General features: G+C 36.3%; 29 protein-coding genes. 17 read left to right on the forward strand and 12 right to left on the reverse strand.

All coding sequences use genetic code 11. The features are described 5' to 3' along the window. Nucleotides 1–594 precede the first annotated feature (594 nt). The gene (locus ACTXGU_RS07500) at nucleotides 595–1,452 is read left to right on the forward strand and encodes a Cof-type HAD-IIB family hydrolase (RefSeq protein WP_443480882.1); all 858 of its coding nucleotides are present in this window, start codon (nucleotides 595–597) and stop codon (nucleotides 1,450–1,452) included. A 36-nt stretch (nucleotides 1,453–1,488) separates the two neighbouring features. On the opposite strand, the gene ACTXGU_RS07505 is transcribed toward ACTXGU_RS07500, so the two are convergent. The 3 genes from ACTXGU_RS07505 to ACTXGU_RS07515 form a co-directional block, all read right to left on the reverse strand. Beyond that, a complete protein-coding gene (locus ACTXGU_RS07505; RefSeq protein ID WP_443480883.1) occupies nucleotides 1,489–2,139 on the reverse strand; it encodes a TetR/AcrR family transcriptional regulator in 651 nt (216 codons plus the stop codon). Nucleotides 2,140–2,214: 75 nt separating this feature from the next. Further along, nucleotides 2,215–3,237, reverse strand: a complete 1,023-nt coding sequence (locus ACTXGU_RS07510) for an ABC transporter permease (RefSeq protein WP_443480884.1) — start codon at nucleotides 3,235–3,237, stop codon at nucleotides 2,215–2,217. Then, nucleotides 3,227–3,964, reverse strand: a complete 738-nt coding sequence (locus tag ACTXGU_RS07515) for an ABC transporter ATP-binding protein (RefSeq protein ID WP_443480885.1) — start codon at nucleotides 3,962–3,964, stop codon at nucleotides 3,227–3,229. Before ACTXGU_RS07515 ends, ACTXGU_RS07510 begins: the two co-directional genes overlap by 11 nt. 187 nt (nucleotides 3,965–4,151) lie before the next feature. Between ACTXGU_RS07515 and ACTXGU_RS07520 the strand changes: the two genes are divergently transcribed. Then, nucleotides 4,152–4,601, forward strand: coding sequence for an SRPBCC family protein (locus ACTXGU_RS07520; protein ID WP_443480886.1), 450 nt, complete (start codon nucleotides 4,152–4,154; stop codon nucleotides 4,599–4,601). Nucleotides 4,602–4,855: 254 nt separating this feature from the next. Here ACTXGU_RS07520 and bshB2 read toward each other — a convergent pair whose 3' ends face one another. The 3 genes from bshB2 to pdxK all read right to left on the reverse strand — a co-directional run bounded on the left by bshB2 (nucleotide 4,856) and on the right by pdxK (nucleotide 6,879). Further along, nucleotides 4,856–5,527, reverse strand: a complete 672-nt coding sequence (bshB2, locus tag ACTXGU_RS07525) for a bacillithiol biosynthesis deacetylase BshB2 (RefSeq protein ID WP_443480887.1) — start codon at nucleotides 5,525–5,527, stop codon at nucleotides 4,856–4,858. A gap of 28 nt (nucleotides 5,528–5,555) precedes the next feature. Beyond that, nucleotides 5,556–5,903, reverse strand: coding sequence for a YojF family protein (locus tag ACTXGU_RS07530; protein WP_443480888.1), 348 nt, complete (start codon nucleotides 5,901–5,903; stop codon nucleotides 5,556–5,558). Nucleotides 5,904–6,048: 145 nt separating this feature from the next. After that, complete coding sequence (gene pdxK, locus ACTXGU_RS07535; protein WP_443480889.1) at nucleotides 6,049–6,879, reverse strand: pyridoxine/pyridoxal/pyridoxamine kinase; 831 nt, start codon at nucleotides 6,877–6,879, stop codon at nucleotides 6,049–6,051. A 281-nt stretch (nucleotides 6,880–7,160) separates the two neighbouring features. Here pdxK and ACTXGU_RS07540 point away from each other — a divergent pair, with 281 nt between their 5' ends. From ACTXGU_RS07540 to ACTXGU_RS07570, 7 genes are all read left to right on the forward strand, one after another. Next, complete coding sequence (locus tag ACTXGU_RS07540) at nucleotides 7,161–7,616, forward strand: molybdenum cofactor biosynthesis protein MoaE (protein WP_443480890.1); 456 nt, start codon at nucleotides 7,161–7,163, stop codon at nucleotides 7,614–7,616. A gap of 2 nt (nucleotides 7,617–7,618) precedes the next feature. Further along, complete coding sequence (gene moaD, locus ACTXGU_RS07545; protein WP_443480891.1) at nucleotides 7,619–7,852, forward strand: molybdopterin converting factor subunit 1; 234 nt, start codon at nucleotides 7,619–7,621, stop codon at nucleotides 7,850–7,852. Between the two features lie 101 nt (nucleotides 7,853–7,953). Continuing rightward, entirely contained in the window at nucleotides 7,954–8,976 is a 1,023-nt protein-coding gene (locus ACTXGU_RS07550; RefSeq protein ID WP_443480892.1) for a MoeB/ThiF family adenylyltransferase, read from the forward strand. 373 nt (nucleotides 8,977–9,349) lie between these two features. Next, on the forward strand, nucleotides 9,350–10,099 hold the full coding sequence (locus ACTXGU_RS07555; protein WP_443480893.1) for a DUF4230 domain-containing protein: 750 nt from the start codon (nucleotides 9,350–9,352) through the stop codon (nucleotides 10,097–10,099). Between the two features lies 1 nt (nucleotide 10,100). After that, the gene (locus ACTXGU_RS07560) at nucleotides 10,101–10,793 is read left to right on the forward strand and encodes a uracil-DNA glycosylase (RefSeq protein WP_443480894.1); all 693 of its coding nucleotides are present in this window, start codon (nucleotides 10,101–10,103) and stop codon (nucleotides 10,791–10,793) included. 497 nt (nucleotides 10,794–11,290) lie between these two features. Beyond that, on the forward strand, nucleotides 11,291–11,581 hold the full coding sequence (locus ACTXGU_RS07565; protein WP_443480895.1) for a YwdI family protein: 291 nt from the start codon (nucleotides 11,291–11,293) through the stop codon (nucleotides 11,579–11,581). Nucleotides 11,582–11,691: 110 nt separating this feature from the next. Then, entirely contained in the window at nucleotides 11,692–12,063 is a 372-nt protein-coding gene (locus tag ACTXGU_RS07570) for a DUF423 domain-containing protein (protein ID WP_443480896.1), read from the forward strand. Between the two features lie 107 nt (nucleotides 12,064–12,170). Here ACTXGU_RS07570 and gerQ read toward each other — a convergent pair whose 3' ends face one another. Together gerQ and hemQ are read right to left on the reverse strand one after the other, a co-directional pair. Next, the gene (gerQ, locus tag ACTXGU_RS07575) at nucleotides 12,171–12,620 is read right to left on the reverse strand and encodes a spore coat protein GerQ (RefSeq protein WP_443480897.1); all 450 of its coding nucleotides are present in this window, start codon (nucleotides 12,618–12,620) and stop codon (nucleotides 12,171–12,173) included. 522 nt (nucleotides 12,621–13,142) lie between these two features. Beyond that, nucleotides 13,143–13,895 (reverse strand): hydrogen peroxide-dependent heme synthase, encoded by a 753-nt coding sequence (gene hemQ / locus ACTXGU_RS07580; protein ID WP_443480898.1) that lies wholly within the window; start codon nucleotides 13,893–13,895, stop codon nucleotides 13,143–13,145. Between the two features lie 261 nt (nucleotides 13,896–14,156). Between hemQ and pta the strand changes: the two genes are divergently transcribed. Together pta and ACTXGU_RS07590 are read left to right on the forward strand one after the other, a co-directional pair. Continuing rightward, nucleotides 14,157–15,134 carry a phosphate acetyltransferase gene (gene pta, locus ACTXGU_RS07585; protein WP_443480899.1) on the forward strand — a complete coding sequence of 326 codons (978 nt, stop codon included), beginning with the start codon at nucleotides 14,157–14,159 and terminating at the stop codon, nucleotides 15,132–15,134. A 200-nt stretch (nucleotides 15,135–15,334) separates the two neighbouring features. Then, entirely contained in the window at nucleotides 15,335–16,180 is an 846-nt protein-coding gene (locus ACTXGU_RS07590; RefSeq protein WP_443480900.1) for a lipoate--protein ligase family protein, read from the forward strand. Between the two features lie 354 nt (nucleotides 16,181–16,534). Here the strand turns inward: ACTXGU_RS07590 and ACTXGU_RS07595 are convergent, their stop codons facing one another. Both ACTXGU_RS07595 and ACTXGU_RS07600 read right to left on the reverse strand, forming a co-directional pair. Then, a complete protein-coding gene (locus ACTXGU_RS07595) occupies nucleotides 16,535–17,305 on the reverse strand; it encodes an RsfA family transcriptional regulator (RefSeq protein WP_443480901.1) in 771 nt (256 codons plus the stop codon). Between the two features lie 363 nt (nucleotides 17,306–17,668). Next, nucleotides 17,669–19,024: an MFS transporter gene (locus ACTXGU_RS07600; RefSeq protein ID WP_443480902.1), complete on the reverse strand. Its 1,356-nt coding sequence runs from the start codon at nucleotides 19,022–19,024 to the stop codon at nucleotides 17,669–17,671. A gap of 310 nt (nucleotides 19,025–19,334) precedes the next feature. Between ACTXGU_RS07600 and ACTXGU_RS07605 the strand changes: the two genes are divergently transcribed. From ACTXGU_RS07605 to ACTXGU_RS07615, 3 genes are all read left to right on the forward strand, one after another. Next, complete coding sequence (locus ACTXGU_RS07605; RefSeq protein ID WP_443480903.1) at nucleotides 19,335–19,559, forward strand: DUF1450 domain-containing protein; 225 nt, start codon at nucleotides 19,335–19,337, stop codon at nucleotides 19,557–19,559. 272 nt (nucleotides 19,560–19,831) lie between these two features. Further along, complete coding sequence (locus ACTXGU_RS07610) at nucleotides 19,832–21,133, forward strand: HD domain-containing protein (RefSeq protein ID WP_443480904.1); 1,302 nt, start codon at nucleotides 19,832–19,834, stop codon at nucleotides 21,131–21,133. Nucleotides 21,134–21,195: 62 nt separating this feature from the next. Then, nucleotides 21,196–21,702: a YwgA family protein gene (locus ACTXGU_RS07615; protein ID WP_443480905.1), complete on the forward strand. Its 507-nt coding sequence runs from the start codon at nucleotides 21,196–21,198 to the stop codon at nucleotides 21,700–21,702. Between the two features lie 453 nt (nucleotides 21,703–22,155). Here the strand turns inward: ACTXGU_RS07615 and ACTXGU_RS07620 are convergent, their stop codons facing one another. After that, nucleotides 22,156–22,341 carry a 2-hydroxymuconate tautomerase gene (locus tag ACTXGU_RS07620; protein ID WP_443480906.1) on the reverse strand — a complete coding sequence of 62 codons (186 nt, stop codon included), beginning with the start codon at nucleotides 22,339–22,341 and terminating at the stop codon, nucleotides 22,156–22,158. Between the two features lie 246 nt (nucleotides 22,342–22,587). Here ACTXGU_RS07620 and ACTXGU_RS07625 point away from each other — a divergent pair, with 246 nt between their 5' ends. The 3 genes from ACTXGU_RS07625 to ACTXGU_RS07635 all read left to right on the forward strand — a co-directional run bounded on the left by ACTXGU_RS07625 (nucleotide 22,588) and on the right by ACTXGU_RS07635 (nucleotide 24,265). Continuing rightward, nucleotides 22,588–23,229 (forward strand): site-2 protease family protein, encoded by a 642-nt coding sequence (locus ACTXGU_RS07625; protein ID WP_443480907.1) that lies wholly within the window; start codon nucleotides 22,588–22,590, stop codon nucleotides 23,227–23,229. A 19-nt stretch (nucleotides 23,230–23,248) separates the two neighbouring features. After that, on the forward strand, nucleotides 23,249–23,758 hold the full coding sequence (locus ACTXGU_RS07630) for a YwhD family protein (protein ID WP_443480908.1): 510 nt from the start codon (nucleotides 23,249–23,251) through the stop codon (nucleotides 23,756–23,758). A gap of 264 nt (nucleotides 23,759–24,022) precedes the next feature. Continuing rightward, nucleotides 24,023–24,265, forward strand: a complete 243-nt coding sequence (locus tag ACTXGU_RS07635; protein ID WP_443480909.1) for a hypothetical protein — start codon at nucleotides 24,023–24,025, stop codon at nucleotides 24,263–24,265. Here ACTXGU_RS07635 and ACTXGU_RS07640 read toward each other — a convergent pair. Beyond that, on the reverse strand, nucleotides 24,256–26,322 hold the full coding sequence (locus tag ACTXGU_RS07640) for a transglycosylase domain-containing protein (RefSeq protein ID WP_443480910.1): 2,067 nt from the start codon (nucleotides 26,320–26,322) through the stop codon (nucleotides 24,256–24,258). The genes ACTXGU_RS07635 and ACTXGU_RS07640 overlap by 10 nt on opposite strands. Nucleotides 26,323–26,513: the final 191 nt, after the last annotated feature.

Below are 26,513 nucleotides of genomic sequence, written 5' to 3' on the forward strand. Positions count from 1 at the left end.
ACTTCAAAACTTTTAAAAGCGATAAATATCATTGCGTAATCAGTGTGTTTGTTAATAAAAATTAAATAAAATGATGGAAAATAGGTATGTTTATGTCCGTTCGTGCAGTGAATTTTTTGTTAAATCTTGTTGATTAAATACTGGTATATACGGAAATTCTAAAAGAATAGGTGTATTTTTTCCAACCGTCTCCTTTTTTTAAAATGATAGCTATATCATAATGAAAAATAGACGGTTTGAGTGGAAAATCACAAAAAGTTTGAAAAAAGTTCACAATTTCACATAAAACGAAAGATTGGCAACAAAAGGATATTGAAATTTGTTAATCGCCAGTTATCTGTGATATGGGAAGAATTTATTGTTTCAATTTCTCCTCTTTTTGTTTCATTTTCTTAGAAATAGCTATTATTCTACAAAAATCGACGGAAATTGCACATTTTTCATACCACATCATCGGTTTATTTTCCAGATTATGTTTCATCAGGAGTTAAATTAGGAATAAATGCATATACTTTGATTGATAAAAAGGAAAGTTGTATGCTTTTATAGGCGGGCTATGGAAGGGGAATATTAACAGTTGAGGGTGTTTAAATCATGGTGAAATGTATTGCAATTGATATGGATGGAACGTTATTAACCTCTGCGCAAGAAATAACAACAGCAAATAGGGAAGCGGTTAAGCTGGCTCAACAAAAAGGAATAGAGGTTATTATTGCGACAGGCCGTGCTTATGAGGAAGCAGGCGATTTATTAAAAGATGCTGGGATTATTACACCGTTGATTTGTGTAAATGGTGCTGAAATACGAACAAATAAGCATGAAATAATCGGAACCAACCCATTAGAGAAGAATCTGGCGAAAGAAGTAGCAGAAATCTTACATCAAAATCAAGTTTATTATGAGGTATATACAAATAAAGGGACATTTACATTAGATAAAAAAATGGCAAAAGCATTGATTATGGACATTTTTACTGTAGGTGGACATGCAAGAGATTTAGAGGAAATACAACAAGCGGCAGACGAGCGGCTGGAAGAAATTAAGGAAGCAGAAAGTTATTTACCTTTATTTGAAGAGGACGAGTACATTATCTATAAATTACTTGCTTATCATGCAGATCAAACGAAACTGGATGAAGTGAGAAATGAGTTAAGCAGCGTGAAAGGCTTGGTTATTAGTGCATCAGGTAAAGAAAACTTAGAGTTGACAGCAGTCAATGCGCAGAAAGGTGTAGCCTTAGAAAAGTTTGTGCAGTCAAAAGGAATTTCATTAAAAGATACAATGGCAATTGGTGATAATTTTAATGATCTTTCTATGATATTAAAGGCAGGCAGAGCGGTTGCGATGGGAAATGCAGTGGATGAATTAAAAAAACATGCTCATTTTGTAACGGCAACAAATGAAGAAAGTGGTGTAGCTAAAGCAATAAATTTAGTGATAAAGGATGAATAGGAAAAAAGGCAAACCGTCAAAGTGTGGTTTGCCTTTTTAATCCCTTGGTTTTAACCCATAAAGAATAAATTGAATCGTTCGTTCGATTTCTTCCTCTTCATTCCATTTTGCTTCTGGAAGCATAATATAGCGGGCAATAAAATAGCCAAAGATAGAGGAGATTGCTAATCGGACAGCGGAAAAAGTAGGGATGTCGATGATTTCTTCTTTTTCCTTGTATTGATCAACAATTTCTTGCAATCGACCAAATACCTTAACCGCGATTTGTTCTTTAAATGTTTCTCTGAGGTCATCGTGAAAAGGTATTTCTTGAATGAGAATTTTAAACAGAGTATAGTTTTTTTGTAAAAATTCTACTCTGTTTTTTACTATTGCTCGGAGTAACTCTTCAAAGCTATTATGAGAAACCTTTAGCACCTTATCAAAATCTTTCATAATCAAAGGGGCAATAAATGTACTTACCATTGGTGCAAGCAAAGCTAAAAGTAAATCTTTTTTTGTTTTATAGTGCCGAAATATCGTTCCTTCTGCCACTCCAGCCTTCTTTGCAATTTCACTTGTAGAGGTTGCTGCAAAGCCTTTTTCAGAGAACGCCTCAATAGCTGCAGTAATAATTTTTTTTTGCTTTTCTGTAATATTGGCTTCATCTTTAAGAATATGTTCTAAAATTGAATCTTGATCAGACATTATAATGCTCCTTCTGAGTAACTGATTACTATTATTATAATGGAAGATGGCAAAAAAGAGAAAAGCTGAAATAAGTTATATTTTACGATATTTTTTTAGAGAAATAATATTAATGATGATAAAAATGACAGAGAAGCCTAAAAGCACAGCAAGCGGCACGATAATATCTTCGAATCCCTTGCCGCGAATCATGACATCTTTTAAAGCATCACCTGCATAGTACAAAGGTGTAATAATGGAAATCCAACTAATGGAAGAAGAAATCGTTTCTAAATTAAATAAACCAGAAAAAAATACTTGTGGTACAACAATTAATGGGATAAATTGCATCATCTGTAATTCATTTTTAGCAAAGGAAGAAAGTAAAATACCTAGTGTTAATGCTGTTAAAGAAAGAAGCAGATTCGTTAACAAGACATAAGCAATGGAACCTTCATTTATCATGTTTAATATATAAACAGAATAGACAACAATAATACTTGATTGAATCATTGTAAATAATCCAAAACCAATTACATAAGATAGGACAAGCTCCCATCTTCTAATGGGACTAGATAACAGCCTTTCTAACGTACCTGAAGTTCTTTCTCTTAAAAAAGAAACTCCCGCTACTAAAAATACAAAGAAAAAGGAAAAGAAACCTAGTAGCACAGGTCCAAATGAATCGAATTGGCTAATATCTTTAGAACCGTATAAATATTCTATATTTAGATGTTCAGCATTACTATCAGCAGGCTGCAGCACTTCTTTTATAGTAGATAATGTAGTGCCATTTACTGTTGGATCACTGCCTTCAATTAAGATCGATGGGGTTTGATTTTCGAATGATAGAAATCCGTCGATTTTTTTATCTTCTATTGCCTTTTTAGCGTCCTTATTATCTTGATAAGAATAAAGAGTAACATCACTTTCTTCAAGTGAGGCTGTTACTTTCTCTGGGGCATTTACAAGACCTATTTTCGGTTCATACGCATCACTGTTAAAAATTAAGTTTAATAAAGTTAAAATGAAGATTGGAGCAAGTATCATCATCGCCACTGTTCGTTTATCCCGGTAAAATTGTTTCATAATGCGAATAACTAGCGCCTTAATTCTCATAAGAAAGACCTCCGTAATATAAGAATGCTTCTTCCATGGTCTTAGCATCACATTGTTCCTTTAAGCTTTTAGGCGTCCCACTGGCAATAATTTGACCATTGCGAATCATGCCTAACGTATCGCATTTTTCTGCTTCGTCCATTACATGTGTTGTTATAATAATAGAAGTGCCTTTTTCTTTTAATTTTTCAAAACTGGCCCAAATATTTTTTCGTAAAACAGGGTCAATACCAACAGTTGGCTCATCTAAAATCAATAAATCAGGATCATTTAATAGTGCGATGCTAATCGATAATCTCCTTTTCATTCCTCCAGAATAGTTTGAAACAAGCTTATGAAGGTGATCAGATAAGTCAACTAAGGAAGCTGCCGTTTCGATCCGTTCTTTTTTCTTGTTTCCTTTTAAGCCATATAATGTTGCAAAAAAATCCAAGTTTTCCATTGCGGTTAATTCATGGTACAAGGCATCTGCCTGTGCCATGTATCCAATCCGTTCCATTACTTTTAAATTAGGCATTTTGTTATCTAAAACGGTGATGTTTCCTTTATCAGGTGTATCAAGCCCAACCAATTTTTTTACAAGCGTTGTTTTCCCAGAGCCAGAAGGACCTAATAAACCGAAAATTTCTCCCCTTTGAAGCTTCAAATTTATGTTATTAAGAATAGCCTGCTTACCAAATGATTTGTAAACAGAATCAACAGAAATAATGAGATTATTCGTCATCATCATTCTCCTTCCATTAAAATGAGTGATTACTCACTTTTATGATAATATGATATCAGCGAAATGTAAAGTGAGTAATCACTCATTATGCTAGTTTTTTGTGAATTTTCACCCACTACATAAAAATCAGTTATACTGAAATTATCATTAATTGAGACAAACCTATTTAATACAATTTGAGGTGGAATAAATGACTGATTTTCAGGCTAGTGCAGTGATTGCAAAACCAGTAGATCTTGTTTTTTCCTATATGGTAAATTTGAGGAATGCTCCAGAATATATGAAAGCAGTAGTAGAAACGAATAAAATAACAGATGGGTCAATTGGAGTTGGCACAAAATATCAAGAAACTAGAAAAGTGCGGGGGAAAAAGGCGGTTGCAGAAATTGAATTCCTTTCTTTTGAAGAGAATGTTTCTTATAAGACAAGAAGTAATTCCAATGGTTTAATCGTTGATTACGAATACGAGTTTTCAGAAGTAGAAGAGGGTACAAAAGTACAATTTAAAGCTAAATTGCATGTAAAAGGATTGATGATGAAGTTGACAAAAAGAATGCTCGTCAATATTTTAAGAGCAGAAGACGGAGATCATCTTCAGAGAGTGAAAGCAAATCTAGAAGAAGATAGTATCACAGAATAACTTTTATAAAAAAGGCTGTTTTCTCAAAGTTTGTTGTTTTTCACGAAAAAAAAATGGGAGAAGAAGTACTCAGCAGACTGAATACACGTAGACTCCTGTGGGAATGCGAGAAAGACGAGACCCCACAGGAGCGTATGCGACGAGGAGGCTCGACGCTCGCCCACGGAAAGCGAAGTGTATTCAGGCTGCGCGTTTAAAAGCAACAATCTATACGAAAACAGCCACAAAAAAAAGAAGAGGTGTGGTCCTCTTCTTTAATCATTAAATGTATACGTCCAAAATTTTTCTGTATAAAGTCTTGCATGAACTTCGGGATTTTGGTTGTTTAATCCTTCTTGTATCATTGCCATATACTCTTGTGTTTGTGAGCGATGTGCTCCAAGAGCAGCGATTTTTTTATCTGCATAGTTTTCTACATCCATTGTTATATCAGGATCTCCAAGATCTTCATAGCAATTTCGTGAAAAAGCTAAACAATAGAGCTTCGGACGTTTAGAAGCTTCTATTTTTTCTAATGTTTTTACAACCGCTTCTGCTGTAGCATCATGGTCTGGATGTACAGAGTAGCCAGGATAAAAAGAAATGACTAACGATGGATTTAACTCCTCGATAAGTGCTGAAAACTCGTTGATTAACACATCTTCTGCTAAAAATTCAATCGTTTTGTCGCGGTATCCCAACATGCGAAGGTCTTCAATCCCTAACACTCTTGCCGCTTCCTGCAATTCAGTTTTGCGGACAACTGGCAATGTTTCTCTCGTAGCAAATGGAGGATTTCCTAAATTTCTTCCCATTTCTCCAAGCGTTAAGCAAGCATAAGTTACAGGAGTTCCACTATGCGTAAATTTTGCGATTGTTCCTGAAACGCCAAATGCTTCATCATCAGGATGGGGGAAGATCACTAAAACATGTCTTTCATTTTCCATAGATACTTTTTTCCTCCTTTTCTATATCTTATTCAAATGGTTTTTCGCTGATTTCAAGGGCAACTGCCAGCTTTCCAGCAAAATCAAGCCCAGCGAGTAATAAACGATCTTTATCATCTACTTCATAATGAGTAATTCCTTCTGCATATACCCATCCTATTTCTGTTTTAAGTCCCACTCGATAGGGGCCATTGCCAGTGATTTTTCCATATTGATAGGCTAGTTTTGCGTTGCGTATATAGGCACCTGAATTAAAGAAGGATTCGTCTTTATGATTGGCATAAGCACCATTTGTTGTTTCTAGATGAATATATACATCTTTATTTGCTTTTCGGTCAATTTCCTGTTGTACTTTTTCAGCTTGTACGAATTCCATTTGCTCCCTCCTCCTATTCTAAAGTTTGTTAAAAAAAAGCCTAGAAGCTATAGAGAGAGAGTCTCTTAAGTCTTTACTTAGTATCGCTGCTCTTCTCCGACTTTTTTCTCCTGCTAGTATATTCTCTTGTTTATTTAATGGCGTCTTATTTTGCACTGATTGTTTCTTTTTGTTCTTTATTATTTCTATATGCACCATGCATCGTTGGGCCAACATATTCATTTAGTTTAAAACCATGGCTGATAGCTGCTGTGATAAAATCTTTTGCTGTTTGAACTGCTTCTAATACTGTTTTTCCTTTTGCCAACTCTGCTGTAATCGCCGCTGAGTAAGTGCAGCCTGCCCCATGTGTATAAGTAGTTTCTACAACGTCACTTTCATAAAAAGTAAAGTCATTTCCATCGTAAAGAAGGTCGATTGCCTTTTCGTGATTTAATTTGCTGCCGCCTTTAATAAGTACGTATTTAGGACCTAAAGCATGAATTTTAACAGCAGCTTCTTTTAAATCATCCACTGTTTTAATAGGTTTATCTGTTTTTGCCAACTGCCATGCTTCGAATAAATTAGGTGTTACAACCGTTGCTTTTGGTACAAGCAATTCCCGTAGTGCATCTGCTGTTTCAGGATGGAGCACTTCATCTTCTCCTTTGCATACCATAACTGGATCGATGACCACTTTAGCTAATTTATGTTCGTCTATTAACTTGCTGGCAAGTTCAATGATTTCAACAGAACCTAACATACCTGTTTTCATTGCATCAATGCCGACAGAAAGAACCGTTTCCAATTGTGATTCGACTGTATTGATTGCCTGAGGAAAAACGTTATGATGCCAGCCGTTTTTAGGATCCATTGTGACGATTGTTGTTAGTGCAGTCATTCCATATACGCCTAACTCTTGGAATGTTTTTAAATCTGCTTGAATACCAGCACCGCCGCTTGTATCCGATCCAGCCAATGTTAAAACTTTTTTCATTTTGAATGCCTCCTAGAGATGTCACTATAAAGTTAAAAATATATTGCCATATTTAGCGATATACAATTAGATTGGATAATTGTAGAATATTTTAAACTAATCATACAACTATTCACATTTTTTTTCATTAGATGACTATTGAAATCTATATTCTTTTTCCGTCTAGTTATAATTATAAGAATGGATAAAGGTAATTTGTATTAAATAATGATATTTTTTAGTAGAATGGGAATAGCAGTTAAGTTAGTGAATGATATAATCCGTTATAAAAGGAGTCCAAAATGAACGTTGAAATAACTAATAACCCAATTTCAGTACAAGAAGTAATTGATAAAGTGATTAGAAGAGATGCTGGTGCTATTACTACTTTTATTGGCACAGTTAGGGAATTGACACATGGCAGAAAAACGCTACACTTAATATATGAAGCATATGAATCGATGGCGTTAAAGAAACTGCAGCAAATCGGGGTTGAAATAACTGAAAAATGGCAAAATTCAGAAGTGGCAATCACCCATAGAATCGGCAGGTTGGAAATAACGGATATCGCAGTTGTTATCGCTGTTTCCACCCCCCATCGTAAAGATGCGTATGAAGCAAATAGGTATGCAATTGAGAGAATAAAGGAAATAGTGCCTATTTGGAAAAAAGAACATTGGGAAGATGGAGAAGAATGGATAGGGAATCAACAGGGGACGATCTCTTATCTAACAGGAGAGCTGAAAAAGGAGGAGTAGTAATGAACAAAGTATTATTTTTTGCAGCCTTAAAAGATATTGCCGGAACAGAATCAGTTCAAGTAGAAGCTAGTGGAAAAACGGTAAGCGAAATAAAGACATTATTACAAAAAGACTATCCTGCATTGCCATTAGATGTCGCGATGACAGCTATTAATGAGGAATTTGCATTAGATGACGATGTAATAGCAAAAGAAGATGTGATCGCATTTATTCCTCCTGTAAGCGGGGGATAAGAAAAGCGTAGGCGACTTGTTCAGCCCTGAAGCTGGACAGCCTTCTAATTTCAAAAAGTTATACTGTTTTAACTTTTAGTTTTACGGAGAGGGGATAAAGGATGAACAATGATCGCTATTCCCGCCAAATACTTTTCCCTCCTATCGGAAAAAAAGGGCAGAAAAAGCTGGCAGAAAAGCATGTATTGCTGATTGGTGCAGGCGCACTAGGATCAAGTGCATCCGAAATGCTGACAAGAGCGGGAATTGGAAAATTAACTATTATTGATCGAGACTATATTGAATCAAGCAATTTGCAGCGGCAGACGTTGTATACAGAAGAAGATGTAGCAAAGAAACTGCCGAAAGCAATTGCCGCCCAAAAACGATTGCAAGCAGTGAATTCAGCATGTGATATACAAGCGATTGTTAGTGAAGCATCGATTGATTTATTGGAAAATATCATTGCAAGCGTAGATGTCATTTTAGATGCAACAGATAATTTTGAAACAAGGATGCTTATTAATGATGCAGCCCAAAAATATAATAAACCATGGATTTATGGTGCCTGTGTCGGCAGTGTCGGCATGAGCTATACAATTATTCCTGGTGTAACACCATGTTTGCACTGTTTATTACAGACTATTCCTCTTCAAGGAATGACATGTGATACCGGTGGAATAATAGCCCCTGCTGTCCAAATGGTGGTAACCCATCAAGTCACAGAAGCGATGAAGCTTTTAGTAGAGGATACGGAAGCGTTAAGAGGAACATTTTTAAGCTTCGATTTATGGAATAATCATTATCAGTCTTTAAAAGTGAACCGCATGAAAAAATCTACGTGTACCTCATGTGGAACAGAGCCGACTTATCCATTTTTAGACAAGAATAATCAAACAAAAACAGCGATTTTATGCGGCAGAGATACCGTGCAGATCCGGCCATCGAAAGAAAAAAAGGTATCGCTGAACAGATTGGCTGAAAGCTTGCAAAACAATGGATATGCTGTAAAGTTAAACCCGTTTTTATTATCGGTACAAATGGAAAAAGCAAGAATTGTTCTATTTACGGATGGAAGAGCGCTTGTTCATGATACAAAAGATCCTGTTTATGCAAAAACAATCTATGATAAATTGCTAGGATAGCATGTTCAGTTCCTAACATAAAACTCAAATGAAGATTCATCCCTCGTCTTCACCATCTAAAAAGAAATGAGGGCAGAATCAAACCTAATAAAGGCGGCGCGAGCGAAGCCAAACCATCTTGCATAAGGATAAAAAAACAAACTATGAAGCACCATCACTGGTTTTTTTAGTCAAGTAGGCATAGCTCCGGCCCCTTTTCAATAGAAGGCTGCTCTAAAGGAAAGAATGCAACCCATTATGGGAATTTGCATTTTACCATTTAGAGCAGCCTTCTGTTTGTGCAAAATAGTCAAATGAACAATCCTTTTGACAAATGGGGCGGGATGCTATAAGGTTCAACTAACCATTTACAATTGATAGAAAGGGAGAAAAGATGGTTAATAAAAAAGAAAAAGAAATACTAAAAAAAGAGTTAAGTGCTGCCGAAAAGGAACAAGCGAGCGCAGCGATTGGAATAAATAGATCACGAGAATTCAGCTTCCCTACATTACGTTTATTTAAGAGAAAAAGGCGGCAGTTTAAACTACTATTTTTTCTGTTTGTTACAATCATGGTACTGCTGGCGGTGATTGCAGGGCTTTGGAAGATTGCTTTTACCGAAAAAGCGTCAGTAAGAACGAGCAGTTACTTAGAACAAATGAAAGATTTATCTTCCCTAGCAACCTCTCAAGCCTTTGTAAAAGTCATCCTCGAAAAAGAGGATAATGAGCTATTTGGTAAAGAAATTGAAACCAATATCCCAGGAACAAAAAGAAAGATATTACTCGTCGTTCCAGGTGCTGTAACGGCAGGGGTAAATCTAGAAAATTTGTCTGCTGATGATTTGAAAATCGACGAAGATAAAAAGCAAATAACGCTGCATTTGCAACATGCGCAAATATTGCAAGACCCTTCTATTGATTTTGAAAAAGTAGAAACTTACTCGTTAGCAGGGGTTTTCAGAGGGGAAGTAGACTGGAATGAGGCATATTCTTTAGCAAATGAAGCAAAGGAAGAAATACAAAAGGAAGCGATAGATCAAGGGATATTAACGGTTGCAGAAACAAATGCGAAAAAGACATTAAAGCAGTTTTATGAACAGTTAGGGTATTCTGTAAACGTAACATTTAGCGAGGAGAACTAACATGGGAGATTTATTAATACAGAATGATTGGCAATCTTTTATAGCGAAAGAAAAACAGAAATACTATTTTTTAAAGCTTGAAGCTTTTTTACAGCAGGAATATCAACAATATACGATTTATCCCGCCCAAAAGGATATTTTTAATAGCTTACTATTTACTCCCTATCATCATGTGAAAGTGGTGATACTAGGGCAGGATCCTTATCATGGACCTAATCAAGCCCATGGCTTAAGTTTTTCTGTTCAACCTAATGTTCCTACTCCTCCTTCTTTAAAAAATATGTATAAAGAATTAAAGGAGGATCTCGGCTGCCCTATTCCGAATCATGGCTATTTAAAAAGCTGGACAGATCAAGGAGTACTGTTATTAAATACCGTTTTGACAGTAAGAGAGGGGAAAGCTCATTCTCATCGAGGGAAAGGATGGGAAACTTTCACAAACGAAATAATAAAAGAGCTGAATAGACGGGAAGATCCAGTAATATTTGTATTATGGGGAAAACCCGCCCAAGAAAAGCTGACCTTTATTGACACGACTAAACATGAAGTAATTTTGTCCAGCCATCCAAGCCCATTATCTGCTTATCGCGGCTTTTTTGGAAGCAAACCTTTTTCTAAAATAAACGAGATTTTATCCAAATGGGGAAAAGCGCAGATTGAATGGCGTGTGGATGATTTTTTTGATCAGGAATAATATAATAAGAGTATGAACAAACAATTATGGTAGGCTTAAATGGAAGTCTGCCTTTTATTTATTGGCTGTGTTAAAGTAAATTATTAATATTGACACTTTGTTGATTGGAGCGAAGACGTGAAACTCCTGCGGGAAAAGCGAGTCAAAGGGAGACCCCGAAGGCGCAAAGCGAACGTCTCTCGCTGCAATCAACAGGCATGTTTAACAGAGTTTAACAGAGCCACCTATGCTAATAAAGATTTGTACCATGGGGGATGAAAATAAATAGTGTTCATTCAGCGTGAAGATATAAGGGGTTAGAGCTAAGAATGATGTTGGTTTGGAGAAGCGTTCGCTCGACTCCTGCGGGATTAGCGAGACAGGCGAGCCCCACAGGAGCAAAGCGACGAGGAGGCTCGGCGCTCGCCCCGCGGAAAGCGAGCGATAAGCTTCGGAAAACCCCTTTTAACATAGCTTATGTCAGGGTAGCCTATTTATAAAAAGCAAAGGAGCGAGAGATGAATATATCAATCCAAAAATTATTAGCAAAAATGGAAGATCAATTAAAAGAAGCAAAAGCAAGTGAATCGGAGTCGCGAATAAGAGAGCGTGTTCACGCGATTAAATCTTTATGTGAACTGATTTTAGAACAGGAAGAGAAAGGGGCAAGCTTGTCTTATCAAGTCGTGCAGCAGCCGGCAATTACTCCGCAGCCATCGTTCAGTCCTGCCCCACAACCTATACAACAAACACAAACACAGAAATTAAATACAGACGAAGGTAATGGAGACTCTTTATTTGACTTTTAAGAAGAAGTTCAAAAAGTCACCTAATTGATAAGCGTCGAATCTCTTTGTTGGCTTGCTGCTAATTTGTAGCCTTTTTGAACACACAATTTAAGATAAGGCAGGAGAATATGATGAAAACTTTTATTATAATTGGGGCGTTAAATGCCTTTTTAGCGGTAGCGTTAGGGGCGTTTGGTGCACATGGTTTAGAAGGAAAAATAAGTGCAAAGTATTTAGAAATTTGGAAAACAGCTGTGACATATCAAATGTTCCATAGTACAGGGATCTTAATTATCGGAGCACTTATGATGAAATTCCCGCAAAGCAATTTATTAAGCTGGTCTGGCTGGCTGATGCTCGCAGGCATTATTCTATTTTCTGGAAGCTTATATGTTTTAGCTCTTAGTAAAATTAGTGTTTTAGGTGCAATCACACCAATTGGCGGTTTGGCCTTTTTAACTGCTTGGGTATTATTAATTATTGGTGCTGTTAAACATTTATAATTTGTAGCAAAGGAAACGGAGCCACGCCTATTTTAATTGTAATTGTATAAAATAGGGTGCTCCGTATTTTGTTTTCTTTTTCAAAAGAAGTACAGCCCCATCGAATATTATCTTGGCGGGTAGACCGACAGACCTGGTGCTGCTGCTCCGTATGGATATTCATACTCAATTTCTTCCTCAAATGTAACGTAATCTAAATAAACCATTGGAATTAAATAGCGTACACCAGTTTGTGGATCGCTTAAAATCAAATGATCACGGCCAGCAGCTTCAATAATTCCTTTAAAAATCTTTGCATTCCATTGTGTGTTATTTTCAAATGTTGTATAAACAGTTGCCAGTTTGCCTTTATTTAACCGTAAAATATTTTCAATATAAGATGCTTCAATTGGCAGCTGTCCTTGTAATGCAGGTGGTGTAGTAGGTTGAGCAGGCGCTTGCTGGGGGGCAAATTGCTGTCCCTCAGGTGTTTGCCCAGGAGCTGCTCCATAACCTTGTGGAAAGCCGTAATTTGTATAATTGCGGTACGTAGGATTTTGACCGTAATACTGACTCATTTTCATCCCTCCATTTATTTAAAAAGAAGTAAACATATTTCATCCATCCAAATGATCGAAGTTGCCATTATTCATTTCTGGTAAAGTAAAACTCACTATTTCATCCTATGAAGGGATTTCCACACTTATGCCTATCTTGATTAAATGTTAGTAATAGTACATTTAAAAAGAAGGCTCTGTTAAACATTAATGTTGTTTATAGGAATGGAGTGGATTTCCTGACCTTTTGAAAATCAACAATGGAATTTAACAGAGACACCCATGCAATAAAATTTGCACCATGGCACATGGAAAGAAGCAGTCTTCACATTTATAGCGCAGAGCAGCGTGAATACACGAAGACTCCTGCGGGAAAGCGAGACAGACGAGACCCTGCAGGAGCGTAGCGACGAAGCGGCTCGGCGCTCGCCCGCGGAAAGCGTAGTGTATTCACGCTGCGGAACTTCTTTTCAGGGTAGCCAAATAGAAAAAGGATAACGATAATGTCATCCACTTTTCGTTATCCTAAAATATTTCTACTATTTAATTTACGTTTAAGTAGCTCTGAATAGATTCCACTTTTAAAAGATTTCCTACAAAAAAAGAACCGAATTCTCCGTAGCGTGCGCTTACTTCATCAAAGCGCATTTCATAGATGAGTTTTTTGAATTGAAGAACATCATCAGAGAATAGTGTAACTCCCCATTCATAATCATCAAAGCCAACAGAACCTGTAATAATCTGTTTTACTTTTCCGGCATATTGGCGGCCGATCATGCCATGGCTGCGCATCAGATTTTTTCGATCCTCCATCGGAAGCATATACCAATTATCATTTCCTTGGCGGCGCTTGTCCATTGGATAGAAGCAAACATATTTTGCCATTGGAAGAATCGGATATAGTCTTGCTTTAATATGAGGGTTCTCATATGGATCTTCATCAGAATCAGCTGGAAGATAGTTGCTTAACTCTACTACTGATACGTAGGAATGGGCAGGGATTGTAAACTCTGCCAATTTTGTTTTATTAAATTCTGTTTCTATTTCGTTTAGCTCTTCCATTGTCGGGCGCAAAATCATCATCATTAAATCTGCTTTTTGTCCAACAACCGTATATAATGCATGGCTGCCTTTATTATCGGATTGAACAGTGCTCCATTTTTCTAATAACCCAAGAAATTCATGGATTGCTGCTTGTCTGTCATCATTGGATAACATTTTCCATGTCGTCCAATCAATTGTTCGGAAATCGTGGAGACAATACCAGCCATCCAGCGTTTTTGCTGCTTCACTCATCTTATCACTCCTAAACGTTGAAACGTTAAATATATAACCCTACTATAACATAGTTTCTCCAAAATCATGTTGCATACAACTTGCTGAAAAAGAAAATTGAGATGAAATAAATCAAGTAAAATTGCTAAATAGTCGGAAAAATTTTGTCAAATATATGAAAAAAGGGAGAGATTTCATAAATATAGTGGTTACTCCTTGAATTTTTACTATGGTAGAGTATCCTATAATAGGGACTATAAGATATATAGGAGGAGTAAATGAATGAGCGATTTATTTACAGGTTTAAAAGAAAAAGTAACTGGACAAGATCTAAGAATTGTTTTTCCTGAAGGATTGGATGAAAGAATTTTAAAAGCAGCTAGCCGTTTAGCGGAAGAAAACGTGTTAACTCCTATCTTAATTGGCGATATAGAAGAAATTCAAACAAAAGCAAAAAACTTAGGTGTTTCTTTAGAAAAAGCAGAAATTTATGATCCAAAAAAATATGATCAATTCGATGAACTTGTAGCTTCTTTTGTTGAAAGGCGTAAAGGAAAAGCAACAGAAGAAGATGGTAGAAAGATTCTTTTAGATGAAAACTACTTTGGTACAATGCTTGTTTATACAAACAAAGCAGAAGGATTAGTAAGTGGAGCGATTCACTCTACTGCAGACACAGTTAGACCAGCATTGCAAATTATTAAAACAAAGCAAGGTGTAAAAAAGACATCTGGTGTCTTCATTATGGTACGTGAAGATGAAAAATATGTATTTGCGGACTGTGCAATCAATATTGCTCCAGATAGTCAAGATCTTGCAGAAATCGCTGTAGAAAGTGCAAAAACAGCAAAAATGTTTGATGTGGATCCACGAGTTGCATTATTAAGCTTCTCGACAAAAGGATCAGCAAAGTCTCCTGAAACAGAAAAAGTAGAAGCAGCTCTTGCAGAAGCTAAATTAAGAGATCCACTTCTAGTAATTGATGGAGAATTCCAATTTGACGCAGCGTTTGTTCCATCTGTTGCTAAACAAAAAGCGCCGAATTCACCACTTCAAGGAGACGCAAATGTATTCGTATTCCCAAGTTTAGAAGCAGGAAATATTGGCTACAAAATTGCTCAAAGACTAGGAAACTTTGAGGCAGTAGGACCGATTTTACAAGGCTTAAACCGTCCGGTAAATGACCTTTCCCGCGGCTGTAATGAAGAAGATGTGTATAAACTAGCATTAATTACAGCAGCTCAAAGCTTAAGCAACTAAATAGCGGTACATAGAGTACCATACCAAAAATGTCTGCTGCAAAATAGCAGGCATTTTTGGTATGGAAACAATACAAAGTTTTTCCTCTACAACCCCTGATGGCTTTTCCACCGAAAAATTAGATAATCTATCTTCTTTTTTTCCCAGATTGTTTCCGTTATAATAGGGTATTATTTGTTCCTGAAAAAAGGAGATTAAGGATGAAAGAGAATCATAATTTGTTGCATCAAGAAAAATGGAGAATTATTGATCAGTCCAGCACAGGGCTGCATGTATCAGCACTGCATTCGTTTGGAATGGACGATACATTATGTGCTTCTGTAGGCAGCGGCAGTTCTCCTGCAACGGTGCGGACATGGGTCCACGACCGTACCGTTGCACTAGGTATTCAAGATACAAAGCTGCCTCATATGCAAAAGGCGCTGGCATTTTTAGAAGATCAAGGATACCGTTATATTGTACGTAATTCAGGTGGACTGGCGGTTGTATTAGATCAAGATGTATTAAATATTTCCATCATCTTGCCGGAGCAGGAGAAAGGAATAGATATAAATAGTGGATATGATGTGATGTGGGAACTAATTAAGCGGATGTTTGCTAATTTTCAGCGAGATATTGAAGCAAAAGAAATTAAAGGGTCTTATTGCCCAGGCAGCTATGATCTTAGTATAGACGGCAAAAAATTTGCCGGCATATCACAAAGGCGAATTCGTAATGCTGTAGCAGTGCAAATTTATCTTTGTGTGAACGGCAGCGGGAAAAAACGAGGCGAATTAATTCAGCAGTTTTATTCATTAGGTGTTGCAAATGAACAAACAAGACTTGCTTTTCCAGTGATTAAGCCAGATGTTATGGCATCTTTATCTGAACTTCTCGGAGTAGAATTAACCGTGGATCAAGTAATGACAAGATTATTATGGACGTTAAAGGAACATGCGGGCCTATTATATGCCGATCAACTGCAAGGGGAAGAAATCTCTTTATTTGATGCGTACTATCAGCGCGTAACAGAAAGAAACGACAAGATTTTACAAGCGTTTGTATAATCAAAAGGCTGTTTTCTCAAAGTTTGTTGTTTTTCACGTGAAAAAATGGGAGAAGAAGTACTCAGCAGACTGAATACACATAGACTCCTGTGGGAATGCGAGAAAGACGAGACCCCACAGGAGCGTTTGCGACGAGGAGGCTCGACGCTCGCTAAACGGACGAAGTGTATTCGGGCTGCGAGTTTAAAAGCAACAATATATACGAAAACAGCCAATCAAAAAGAGGATTTTTCCTAATTATGCTTACCATTGCTATAAACAGCATGGTAAAGTAGTTTTAGGAAAATCCTCTTTATTTAATCGAGAATGGCTGCCAGTGTCCTCTTCCTCTTTTTTTATCTCTTTGTTATTAACTTATTCTGCTACTTTTTCTAAATTCCCGTTTTTATCCATTTTAAATTTAGTGGCAGGTCGGTCCTCTTCATCTAATAAAACAAGTTTTCTTGCCCTATTCATTATTTTCATTAATGTTTCGTAGTCTTCTTGAATCGTTTCTGAATTGTTCTCCAGGTTATTCAAAGTGTTCTCTAATTCCTTATTTTTACTTCTTAATGTACCTATTTCTCTTTTTAATCTTTCATTCTCGCTTTTTAAAATATCCACTTGCATTTGTAAGTTTCTAAAATTTTGCAAATAAGAAATAACAGTATCAAAGTCTAGGTTATTCGTATTGTAAGTAGGATTGGATCTTACATTAGCCTGCTGATAATTCTCATTTTGTTCGAAATTACTTGGTTGGTAGCTTGCTATAACTTCCTCTTGTGGAGGTAAAACATCTGCTTCCAATAAGCCCATTTCTACATTGGTAGATACAGATAATGCCTCGAAGTCATCTGCTGTTGGGGCAGGTGGCGAGTAAAGTAGTTTCTTCTTTCCACTCTGATCCTTCCCTAACATTCTTTGCCGTTGTTTTCGTTGCTTTTTAGCCAATTGCAGCGCTTTTTCATACTGGTGTCGTACAACAGCGTTCCATCTAAATCCACAAGCTGCAGAAGTTCGATTCAACTTATCTCCAACTTCTTCAAAGGCATTTAATTGTGTGCTGCCTTCGCGCACATGACGCAATACTGTTTCCGCTAATAATAAATCATTTTCCTCTGACCAAGCATCTTGGCGTAATTTCATTATACTCAACTCCCAAAATTTTACGATAAATAAATAGTGATAGTTACATCATTTCCAACTATTTTTTTATTTATACAAGGAATTGTAAGGATAGTAGATTTTTTTATAGTAAAGGCTCAGCTAAACTATAATGTTGTTTATGGAAAGGGAGTAGATTCCCTGACCATTTGAAAATCAATAATGGAATTTAACAGAGCCTTAGTAAAAAATAATCATGAGTTTCCTATTTATATGGATAAGAAGAAGAGTACTTGTAGACCACAGGCTCGAAGGATGCAAATCAATCGACGAAAAGTAATTACGTTGCGTACTTAGTCGACTTTCCTTTTTCTGCGTATTTAGCCGGTCAGGAGCCATCTTGGTTTATGCTTGTCGCTGATAGACAGGCGGCTTACCCTTTTCCTTCGATTGTTCATTCTGAATAAAAAAGGCTGAAAGAAAGGCAAATATACTAGTGACAAATCCAAACATAAATAGATGGTGAATGCCAGCCATATTACTTGTTCCACTTGTTAGAAGGGCTCCCATAATAGTAACTCCTACAGCAGTACCTATATTTCTGCAGAACATAAAAAAAGAAGTGGATATGCCTTTTTCATGGTTGCCTACTAACTGTTGTGAGCCAATTACGCCAACGGTGCTGATTAGCCCGAAAGCTAATCCTTGAATAAGCATAATAGCGAAAGTATACACAAAACCGTGTGTCTCATTTAATAAAGCTAATAAAATCCCGGAAATAACTAATAATGTATTCCCAATTATTAATAGAATACGATAGCCGTATTTTACTATCCATTTTCCGGCAGGGACAGATACAAGCATCCATCCGACTGCAACGCCTAGTAAAGCAGTCCCGCTTATAAAGGTGGATAATCCTGCGATATCTTGTAGGAAAAGGGGAATAAAACTAGCAGTTCCAAATAAAGCTAGTGTCCCGATAAAAGAATTTATATAAATCCATGTAATCGTCTTATTTTTAAAAATGGTAAATGGCACAATAGGAGAAATTTGTTTTTTTTCAAAAAAATAAAAAAGAGTTAATAATGCAATTCCAAGCATAGAGAAGAGAATAGTATTTTTTTCAACGATTGTAATAAGAAGCAGGAAGGTGATTCCAGCAGCAAATAAAATGGCCCCTATATAATCGATGTTTGCTTTTTTCGGCTGATAATGTTCTTTATAAGGCAAGAGGGTAAGAACAGCTAATAAACAAACAGGCAGATTAATAAAAAATATCCATCTCCATGAAAGAAGTTCAACAAATAAAGAACCAAGCAATGGTGCAATAATAGCAGATAATCCCCACATTGCAGTAAATAGCGCCTGGATTTTTCCGCGTTTTTCCATAGGGAAAAGATCACCTGCAATAATAGCTGGAAATGGCATCATAAATCCTGCTCCCAATCCTTGAATGCCTCGGAAGGTAATCAGCTGTACCATATCTGCTGAGAGTCCACATAATAAACTGCCCAATAAAAATAAAATAATTCCAAAACCAAAAATCTTTTTCCGCCCAAATAAATCCGAAAGTCTTCCTGCAATAGGAGAAAGAATGGTACTCATAATCATATAGGTTGCAAAAGACCATGCATATAAGTCCAATCTGCCTAATTCCTCTGCGATAATAGGCATGGTAGTGTTCATAATAGTCGAATCAATGGATGCAACAAGCATGGCGAGTACAATGCTGGTCATTACGAATAATCTACTATTTTTCATTTAAACGCTCCTCCTTAAATTCAGAAGAAATTATACAATAATAATAATCAGAAAGATAGGCAGAAAGCTTAAAGAACGTTGAAATGTTGTCGAAACGCTGCATAATATGTTTTTTTATCTTAAATAATAGAGGCAAACAAGCAGTTATTACAGTATTTCTACTAATTTTGAAAAAAGTTTGCATCTTGCATTGAAAAGAAAGAAGGGGTAAAATACCTTATAATGCGTGTTCAAAAAGGGGATAAATAAGAAGCTTTTTTGAACAACCTCTAAGATTAACGATATGTTTTTTATAGAAAGGGATGTCCCGATGGCAAACGAATTCCGTGTTTGCGACGATTGTCAGGCGGTTAATTTAAAAACATTAATACCTCGCCTAAAGCAAATTGACCCAGATGCCAAGATTGAGGTAGGTTGTCAATCTTATTGTGGTCCAGGTCGAAAAAAAACATTTGCTTTTGTAAATAATCGTCCACTTGCAGCGTTATCTGAAGATGAACTAATGGATAAAATAAATAACAAGCTAAAGAAGTAACCTGCTCTCTTAAAAATGAGAATAGAGCTGCAAACTTGTTATGTGCATAAATAGATCTCATAAAATAGAGGATGTTTCCGCAGGAAGTGTTAGCATTCATAAGAAGATTCTTATGATGGTTCACTTTTCAATTGGAACCACCTCTTTTTATATTTACTAGTATGTTGAACAACGAAAAACTTCCTATTGCTTTTCTTACAGTTCCTTGTTTAGACAGATAAAGTAAGGGGAAAATGTAAGAGAAGTAAGTTGATAGAGAGAAGGTACAAAATATGCCCTATTCTATGGAAAAGTTAACTGAAGAAAAGGTATTTAAAGATCCGGTGCATCGTTATATTCATGTACGAGATCGGGTTGTTTGGGATTTAATTGGAACAAAAGAATTCCAGCGATTGCGAAGAATTAAGCAGCTTGGTACAACCTATCTGACATTTCATGGAGCAGAGCATAGCAGATTTAATCATTCTCTTGGTGTGTATGAAATTGTCAGGCGTATTGTAGATGATGTTTTTAAAGATAGAAAAGAGTGGAATAACAATCAAAGATTACTTTCCTTATGCGCTGCCTTGCTGCATGATTTAGGCCATGGACCTTTTTCCCACTCATTTGAAAAAGTATTTGATTTAGATCATGAACAGTTTACCCAGGAGATTATTTTAGGAAATACAGAGGTAAATCAAGTCCTAACGAGAGTAGAAAAGGATTTTCCTAAAAAGGTTGCAGAAGTAATTGGCAAAACATCAAAAGAAAAGCTGGTAGTAAGTTTAATTTCCAGTCAGATTGATGCTGACCGGATGGATTATTTATTGCGGGATGCTTATTTTACTGGAGTCAGCTACGGGAACTTTGATATGGAACGAATTCTGCGCGTCATGCGACCAAGAGAAGATCAGGCGGTTATTAAACAAAGTGGGATGCATGCAGTGGAAGATTATATTATGAGCAGGTATCAAATGTACTGGCAAGTATATTTCCATCCCGTAACAAGAAGTGCTGAAGTAATTCTAACGAAGATATTACATAGAGCAAAACACTTACATTCGCAGCTCTACTCCTTCAAACATCATCCTACTCATTTTTATTCACTTTTTGAAGAAAAAACAACATTAGAAGACTACTTAAAATTGGATGAAGCGATTATTCTTTATTATTTTCAAATGTGGCAAGAAGAAGATGACGCAGTACTAAGTGATTTATGCCGCAGATTTATGAATAGAAACTTATTTAAGTATGTAGAGTTTGACCCAGCAAAAGAATTTAAAAAGCTCGCAGAACTATCTGTCCTTTTTCGAAAAGCTGGAATAGATCCAGATTATTATCTTGTTGTCGATTCTTCGTCTGACCTGCCATATGACTTTTATCGGCCGGGTGAAGAAGAAGAACGATTGCCAATTCAATTATTGATGAAAAACAATGATATAAGAGAACTTTCCAGAGAATCAGAAATAGTAGATAGCATTTCTGGAAAAAGAAGAACCGATCACAAGCTATATTTTCCTAAAGATATCTTAAAAAAGGACAACACGAAGGGGAAAATAAAAAAACAAATTTGTCAATTGTTAGATATAACTTAAAAGCAGTCGTTCAATAAATTAGTGGTGTTTTTGGGAATAAATGGAGTAGGAGATGACTAGTTTTGTTAAAAGATCATGCAAAAATAATAAAAGCTATTGCTGCTTCAGGTGAGATTATCGGAAGAAAAAAATTACAAAAGATGATTTATATAGCCAAGAAGCTGGATTTTCCGTTCCAAGAAAAATATCAATTTCATTTTTTTGGTCCCTACTCAGAAGAGTTAACATTAAGAGTGGAAGAACTATGTAATATGGGATTTTTAAATGAAATAAAAGAAAAAAAGGGCGGATATTTTCAATATCGTTATTCTTTAACAAATAATGGGGAAGAATTTTTGGAACTGAATGAAGTGGACATGCCATTGCTGGCATCCTGTCTTACAGATATGAATGAACAAAATTCCAGATTTCTTGAGCTTGTTTCTACGGTGCTCTTTTTTGATAATTTAGCAAAAGAAGAAGTACAAGAAAAAGTGTTTACATTAAAGAGTAAACAAAAATATACAGTGGAAGAAATAGAGAATGCCTATTTATATATTGAAAGCCTTAGAGAAAAAGTAAAGCAATAAGTAAAAGCCAGCCGTTTGCAGAGGCTGGCTTTTAGTATAATGTTTTAGATTTAGTCTTAAGCTATTTTGGCACAATGATAAGGATGGTAGGTTTATAGTACAAAAAAACCCCCTCTATCCGTAAATGAGGTCACTGAAAAAGTGGATGCTATGAAATAAAGATAGTGAAAATCCAAGCATTCAGAGGTTTTCGTTCGGTTTTCCGAGGCTTACCACACGCTTTCCGCGGGGCGAGCGCCGAGCCTCCTCGTCGCTTTGCTCCTGTGGGGTCTCGCCTGTCTCGCTAATCCCGCAGGAGTCGTGCGGACGCCTCTCCTAACCAACATGATGATCGTTTTCAAACTCTCTATACCATTTTTATCCTACTCTATAATTTATATAATAAAACACTTCTTCGGTGGCCTTGCCGTAAACCACGAATAAAGTAGGCGTTTTACTAATCATTTTTTGAGCTTATTCATCACTTGCACGTTTGCCGGCGATGCCGTAATTATTTTTTGACATTTCCTCAATAAATACAACAATTTTTTCTTTTGGAGCGCCTGTTGTTTCAGATACTGCATCTGTTACTTTTTCTACAAGATTCTTTTTTTGGTCTTCTGTACGGCCTTCTAGCATTTTTACAGTAATGTATGGCATTGGTTGTCCCTCCTGATAATATTCTCATTTTTGTCTGAAAAATTTACAATTTATTCGTAAGTAGTTTTTCATATTTTCAGAAAAATTGCAAGGTCCATATTCAATCTTTTACAGATAAGTGAAGTCAACGAAGAAAGTGAGAAAGTTTTCCTTTCCAATTTAATATCATGTATAATTTTAATGGAGAGAAACGAGAGGAATTATCTAATTTTGAGTACATAATGTTTTAAGAAAGGAGCTTATCATTTGTTATTTTCACAATCATGGGCAGATTTGCCGTATATTATTATTACTGTCATTATAGGTTTTACACTACATGAATATGCACATGCATATGTAGCTTATAAATTTGGGGATCCAACAGCAGAAAAGCAAGGAAGATTAACCTTAAATCCGATTGCTCATATTGACCCGCTTGGTGCTATTTTTATTATACTTGTTGGCTTTGGATGGGCTCGGCCAGTACCTGTTAACCGTTATTATTTTAAACGTCCTAAACTAGCAGGAGTGCTTGTTTCCTTCGCAGGACCATTCAGTAATTTAGTGTTGGCTTTTATCGGTTTTGTTTTATATTCTATTTTATATAAAACAGGAATAACAGATGGATTGCCGATTGATTTTTATCCTTTTTTAAATATTTTTGTGTATATGAATTTATTGCTTTTTGCATTTAATTTAATTCCTTTGCCTCCATTAGATGGATACCGAATCATTGAGGATTTAGTTTCCTCTCGAACTAGAGCGAAAATGTCCCAATATGAAGTGTATGGCTCAATTTTATTTATTGTATTAGTTGTGACAGGATTATCCCAAATCACTATTTTTCCGTACATAGAAATGGTGCAAAGGGTATTTATTCAGCTGTTTAGAAGTATTATAAATGTATAAGAAAAGGAGTGTTTAATCATTGGAAGAGAAAAAGAAAAAAACGATTGGATTTAATATTATAAAAAATGATCCAACAGACGGGCATGGCGGTTTCGGCGTTGGCAGCTTAAGTCTAGAAAATGTATCTCCTGTTATTATTGATGTGGAGGCAGGGGAAGCGGCTGTAGATGTTGGGGCAATGCATGCAAGAAGCGTTGTGGAAAAAGGGATAAAATTTTTAAAAGACAAGGAAGAAGTTCCTAATGGAAAACCATACTGGTTAATATGGGTAACGATTGACCGTAAACTAGACGGTCCTTATTACGCTGGGGTAACTGCATGTGAAATGACGGTGGATCGTTCCATACGACGAGGCTATAAATCGTTGCCAGAGCATGTCAATAAAATGGATAAATCGATGAAACGCCATATTATGGTTGATCATATGGACGATAAATCGAAAAAAGTGCTGGCTGAGTTTCTACAAAACCATGATCAGACTTTATGGGATAATTCCAGTGTAAAATTAAAAGAAGATTTATTAGGGTGAAAAGAACGCAGACCTTTTTTATGAGCTTACTTTATGAGTAAATAAGTGTAAAGGGTAAAACGGGGTCGAATAAGAAGAAAAATATTTTGAAGCGAATTATAAAAGACAAAATGTGTTGAACAATAAGGAAAATGTCCTTCACCAGGGTTATGAAGGACAAAATGTGGTCGAACAATAAGGAAAATGTCCTTCATCAGGGTTATGAAGGACAAAATGCGTTGAACAATAAGGAAAATGTCCTTCATCAGGATTATGAAGGACAAAATGTGGTCGAACAATAAGGAAAATGTCCTTCATCAGGGTTATGAAGGACAAAATGCGTTGAACAATAAGGGAAATGTCCTTCATCAGGGCTATGAAGGACAAAATGTGTTGAACAATAAGGAAAATGTCGTTCATCATGGTTATGAAGGAAAAAAACGTTCGAACCCCAATAAAGATGTCCTTCATCAGAGCTATGAAGGACATCTTTATTTGAGAATTGCCTGTGAATTAAATTACCAATGAAAAATCCGTTTATACCAAGGCATTTTTTCCTCAATTTTCTTGCCTTTTTTATTAGAATCAGAAGCATCCTCTTTCGGCAAGTCAGAGCAATACTCGGTTGGCACTGTTTCTTTTGTAAAGTACATCAACCTTTTTGTAGGACAGCCACTTGTTGCCAGCTTGCCGCTTTTCGGATCTATATACACGCCGACTGTTCCTTTAGTAGGCTCAAATCCCTTAATCGGTTCCTCTTTTAAGCTTTCTTCCATAAAGTGAACCCATACGTTTTTTGCGTATGTTTTATCGGCAGCCAAAGTAATTGGCTCTCCTTGATCGTATCCAGTCCATACTGCAGATACGAGCTGTGGGGTATAGCCAATCATCCAGCTGTCTGATTCCGTTGAACCAGATTTTCCAGCATAAATTCTGTTCATTTCTTTCATAATGGTCGTTCCAGTAACACTTGAATAGCCGTCTAAGTTTTTATCAAACATACCGGTCATCAATTCGTTCATCACAAAGGTTAAATCTTTATTTAACAATCTTTTTTGTTCTTGTTTATGCTGATACAACACTTTTCCATCAGCTGTTTCGATTTTTGTAATAAATACTGGTTCTACTTTTTTTCCGCCATTGGCAAAGATGCTGTAGGCGTTTGCCATTTCAATTACTTTCACGTTGGAAGTACCTAATGCCAACGAAGGGACTTCCTGCAGCGGAGTAGAAATTCCGAATCTTTTTGCTGTTTCGACTAAAGTGTTTTGTCCTAAAAATAAATGGGTTTTCACAGCATACACATTATCTGATAAGGCAAGTGCCTGAGCTAACGTAATATTTCCTTCTGCATATTTATTATTAAAATTATGGGGAGTATACGGATCCTGTCCGTCCTCAAAACGGAAAGTTGTTTTTTCACTGCTCATCATTGTTGCTGGAGTAAAACCATGTTCTAAAGCAGCATAATACAACAACGGTTTCATCGTCGATCCCGGTTGTCTAGTCGCTTGTACTGCTCTGTTAAACGGACTTTTATCATAATCCCGGCCGCCAACCATTGCTTTTACATACCCCGTTTTAGGATCCATTGAAACAAATCCAATTTGAATATTGCTTTTCGGATTTATGACGGAGTGAATGGTGTTTTCTGCAATTTCCTGCTGTTTCGTATTTAAAGTTGTATAAACGCGCAAGCCTCCAAGGGCAATTGTCCGGTCATCTAAATGAAGCTCATTTTTTAAAATATTTTTTACAGTATCTTGAAAATATGGTGCTGTTTCCACATTTGATATCGGGAACTTGCCGACATAGGTTAATTTTTCCTTTAAGGCCTGCTCCATTTGTGTTTTGTTAATATAATGATTTTTTTTTAGTGATTGTAAAATAATCTTTTGTCTTTGTTTTGCTTTATCCAAAGATATGAGTGGAGAGTATGAGCCAGGACCTTTTGGAATTCCTGCAAGCATCGTTGCTTCTCCTAAGGAAAGGTCCGATGCGTCTTTTCCGAAATAGTATTGACTGGCAGCTTCTGCACCGTAAGCACCGTTTCCATAATAGATCGTATTTAAATATCCTTCCAAAATTTCTTGTTTACTATAAAACATTTCGAGGCGAATCGCATAAAAAGCTTCCGATAACTTTCTTTTCCATGTTTTATCATGCTCTAAAAATAAGTTTCGGGCGTATTGCTGCGTAATCGTACTTGCTCCTTGCACCTTTTCCATCGCCTTTATATCAGCAAGAACTGCGCCTGCCATTCGTTTATAATCAAATCCATGATGAGTAAAAAAGTTTTTATCTTCAATAGAGACGGTTGCATTCACAAGAGAAGGACTAATCTCTTCAATCGGAACCCAATATCGTTTTTGTCCATTATTGCTTTCACCGATGATGCTGCCATCATCGGAATAATAAAAAGTAGATTGGGAAACAGCAAGAGGTGGCGGCCCTAATATCTTCGCATAAATAAGAATGCCAATAACGACTATGCTGACAGTAATCATCGATAATAATCCTAAAAAAACAAATAGTCGAAAATATTTAGATGAGTTTTTAAGCCGGTTTTTTGCCATGATCTCCATTTATATAACACCTCCCAAATGATAATGAATTCCATGAGCTTTTCAAGCTGATGAAAGTTTACTACAGCAAATAATAATAGATAGCTATAGTATGTAGTTATGATGTGGGTTTTAAACATTTTTATACCTCTATAGTTAAATTTTTCATGTAAATACTCTAAGGCTTGTTTCAGGTTTAATAAGTATTTGTT

It is taken from the genome of Niallia sp. 01092, from assembly GCF_052318935.1.
Taxonomy (GTDB): domain Bacteria; phylum Bacillota; class Bacilli; order Bacillales; family Cytobacillaceae; genus Niallia.

Bases quoted from the DNA above. Each gene is read 5' to 3' on its own strand.
- ACTXGU_RS07500 (WP_443480882.1), top strand. From the start codon at position 595: ATGGTGAAATGTATTGCAATTGATATGGATGGAACGTTATTAACCTCT.
- ACTXGU_RS07505 (WP_443480883.1), bottom strand. From the start codon at position 2,139: ATGTCTGATCAAGATTCAATTTTAGAACATATTCTTAAAGATGAAGCC.
- ACTXGU_RS07510 (WP_443480884.1), bottom strand. From the start codon at position 3,237: ATGAGAATTAAGGCGCTAGTTATTCGCATTATGAAACAATTTTACCGG.
- ACTXGU_RS07515 (WP_443480885.1), bottom strand. From the start codon at position 3,964: ATGATGACGAATAATCTCATTATTTCTGTTGATTCTGTTTACAAATCA.
- ACTXGU_RS07520 (WP_443480886.1), top strand. From the start codon at position 4,152: ATGACTGATTTTCAGGCTAGTGCAGTGATTGCAAAACCAGTAGATCTT.
- bshB2 (WP_443480887.1), bottom strand. From the start codon at position 5,527: ATGGAAAATGAAAGACATGTTTTAGTGATCTTCCCCCATCCTGATGAT.
- ACTXGU_RS07530 (WP_443480888.1), bottom strand. From the start codon at position 5,903: ATGGAATTCGTACAAGCTGAAAAAGTACAACAGGAAATTGACCGAAAA.
- pdxK (WP_443480889.1), bottom strand. From the start codon at position 6,879: ATGAAAAAAGTTTTAACATTGGCTGGATCGGATACAAGCGGCGGTGCT.
- ACTXGU_RS07540 (WP_443480890.1), top strand. From the start codon at position 7,161: ATGAACGTTGAAATAACTAATAACCCAATTTCAGTACAAGAAGTAATT.
- moaD (WP_443480891.1), top strand. From the start codon at position 7,619: ATGAACAAAGTATTATTTTTTGCAGCCTTAAAAGATATTGCCGGAACA.
- ACTXGU_RS07550 (WP_443480892.1), top strand. From the start codon at position 7,954: ATGAACAATGATCGCTATTCCCGCCAAATACTTTTCCCTCCTATCGGA.
- ACTXGU_RS07555 (WP_443480893.1), top strand. From the start codon at position 9,350: ATGGTTAATAAAAAAGAAAAAGAAATACTAAAAAAAGAGTTAAGTGCT.
- ACTXGU_RS07560 (WP_443480894.1), top strand. From the start codon at position 10,101: ATGGGAGATTTATTAATACAGAATGATTGGCAATCTTTTATAGCGAAA.
- ACTXGU_RS07565 (WP_443480895.1), top strand. From the start codon at position 11,291: ATGAATATATCAATCCAAAAATTATTAGCAAAAATGGAAGATCAATTA.
- ACTXGU_RS07570 (WP_443480896.1), top strand. From the start codon at position 11,692: ATGAAAACTTTTATTATAATTGGGGCGTTAAATGCCTTTTTAGCGGTA.
- gerQ (WP_443480897.1), bottom strand. From the start codon at position 12,620: ATGAGTCAGTATTACGGTCAAAATCCTACGTACCGCAATTATACAAAT.
- hemQ (WP_443480898.1), bottom strand. From the start codon at position 13,895: ATGAGTGAAGCAGCAAAAACGCTGGATGGCTGGTATTGTCTCCACGAT.
- pta (WP_443480899.1), top strand. From the start codon at position 14,157: ATGAGCGATTTATTTACAGGTTTAAAAGAAAAAGTAACTGGACAAGAT.
- ACTXGU_RS07590 (WP_443480900.1), top strand. From the start codon at position 15,335: ATGAAAGAGAATCATAATTTGTTGCATCAAGAAAAATGGAGAATTATT.
- ACTXGU_RS07595 (WP_443480901.1), bottom strand. From the start codon at position 17,305: ATGAAATTACGCCAAGATGCTTGGTCAGAGGAAAATGATTTATTATTA.
- ACTXGU_RS07600 (WP_443480902.1), bottom strand. From the start codon at position 19,024: ATGAAAAATAGTAGATTATTCGTAATGACCAGCATTGTACTCGCCATG.
- ACTXGU_RS07605 (WP_443480903.1), top strand. From the start codon at position 19,335: ATGGCAAACGAATTCCGTGTTTGCGACGATTGTCAGGCGGTTAATTTA.
- ACTXGU_RS07610 (WP_443480904.1), top strand. From the start codon at position 19,832: ATGCCCTATTCTATGGAAAAGTTAACTGAAGAAAAGGTATTTAAAGAT.
- ACTXGU_RS07620 (WP_443480906.1), bottom strand. From the start codon at position 22,341: ATGCCATACATTACTGTAAAAATGCTAGAAGGCCGTACAGAAGACCAA.
- ACTXGU_RS07635 (WP_443480909.1), top strand. From the start codon at position 24,023: ATGTGGTCGAACAATAAGGAAAATGTCCTTCATCAGGGTTATGAAGGA.
- ACTXGU_RS07640 (WP_443480910.1), bottom strand. From the start codon at position 26,322: ATGGAGATCATGGCAAAAAACCGGCTTAAAAACTCATCTAAATATTTT.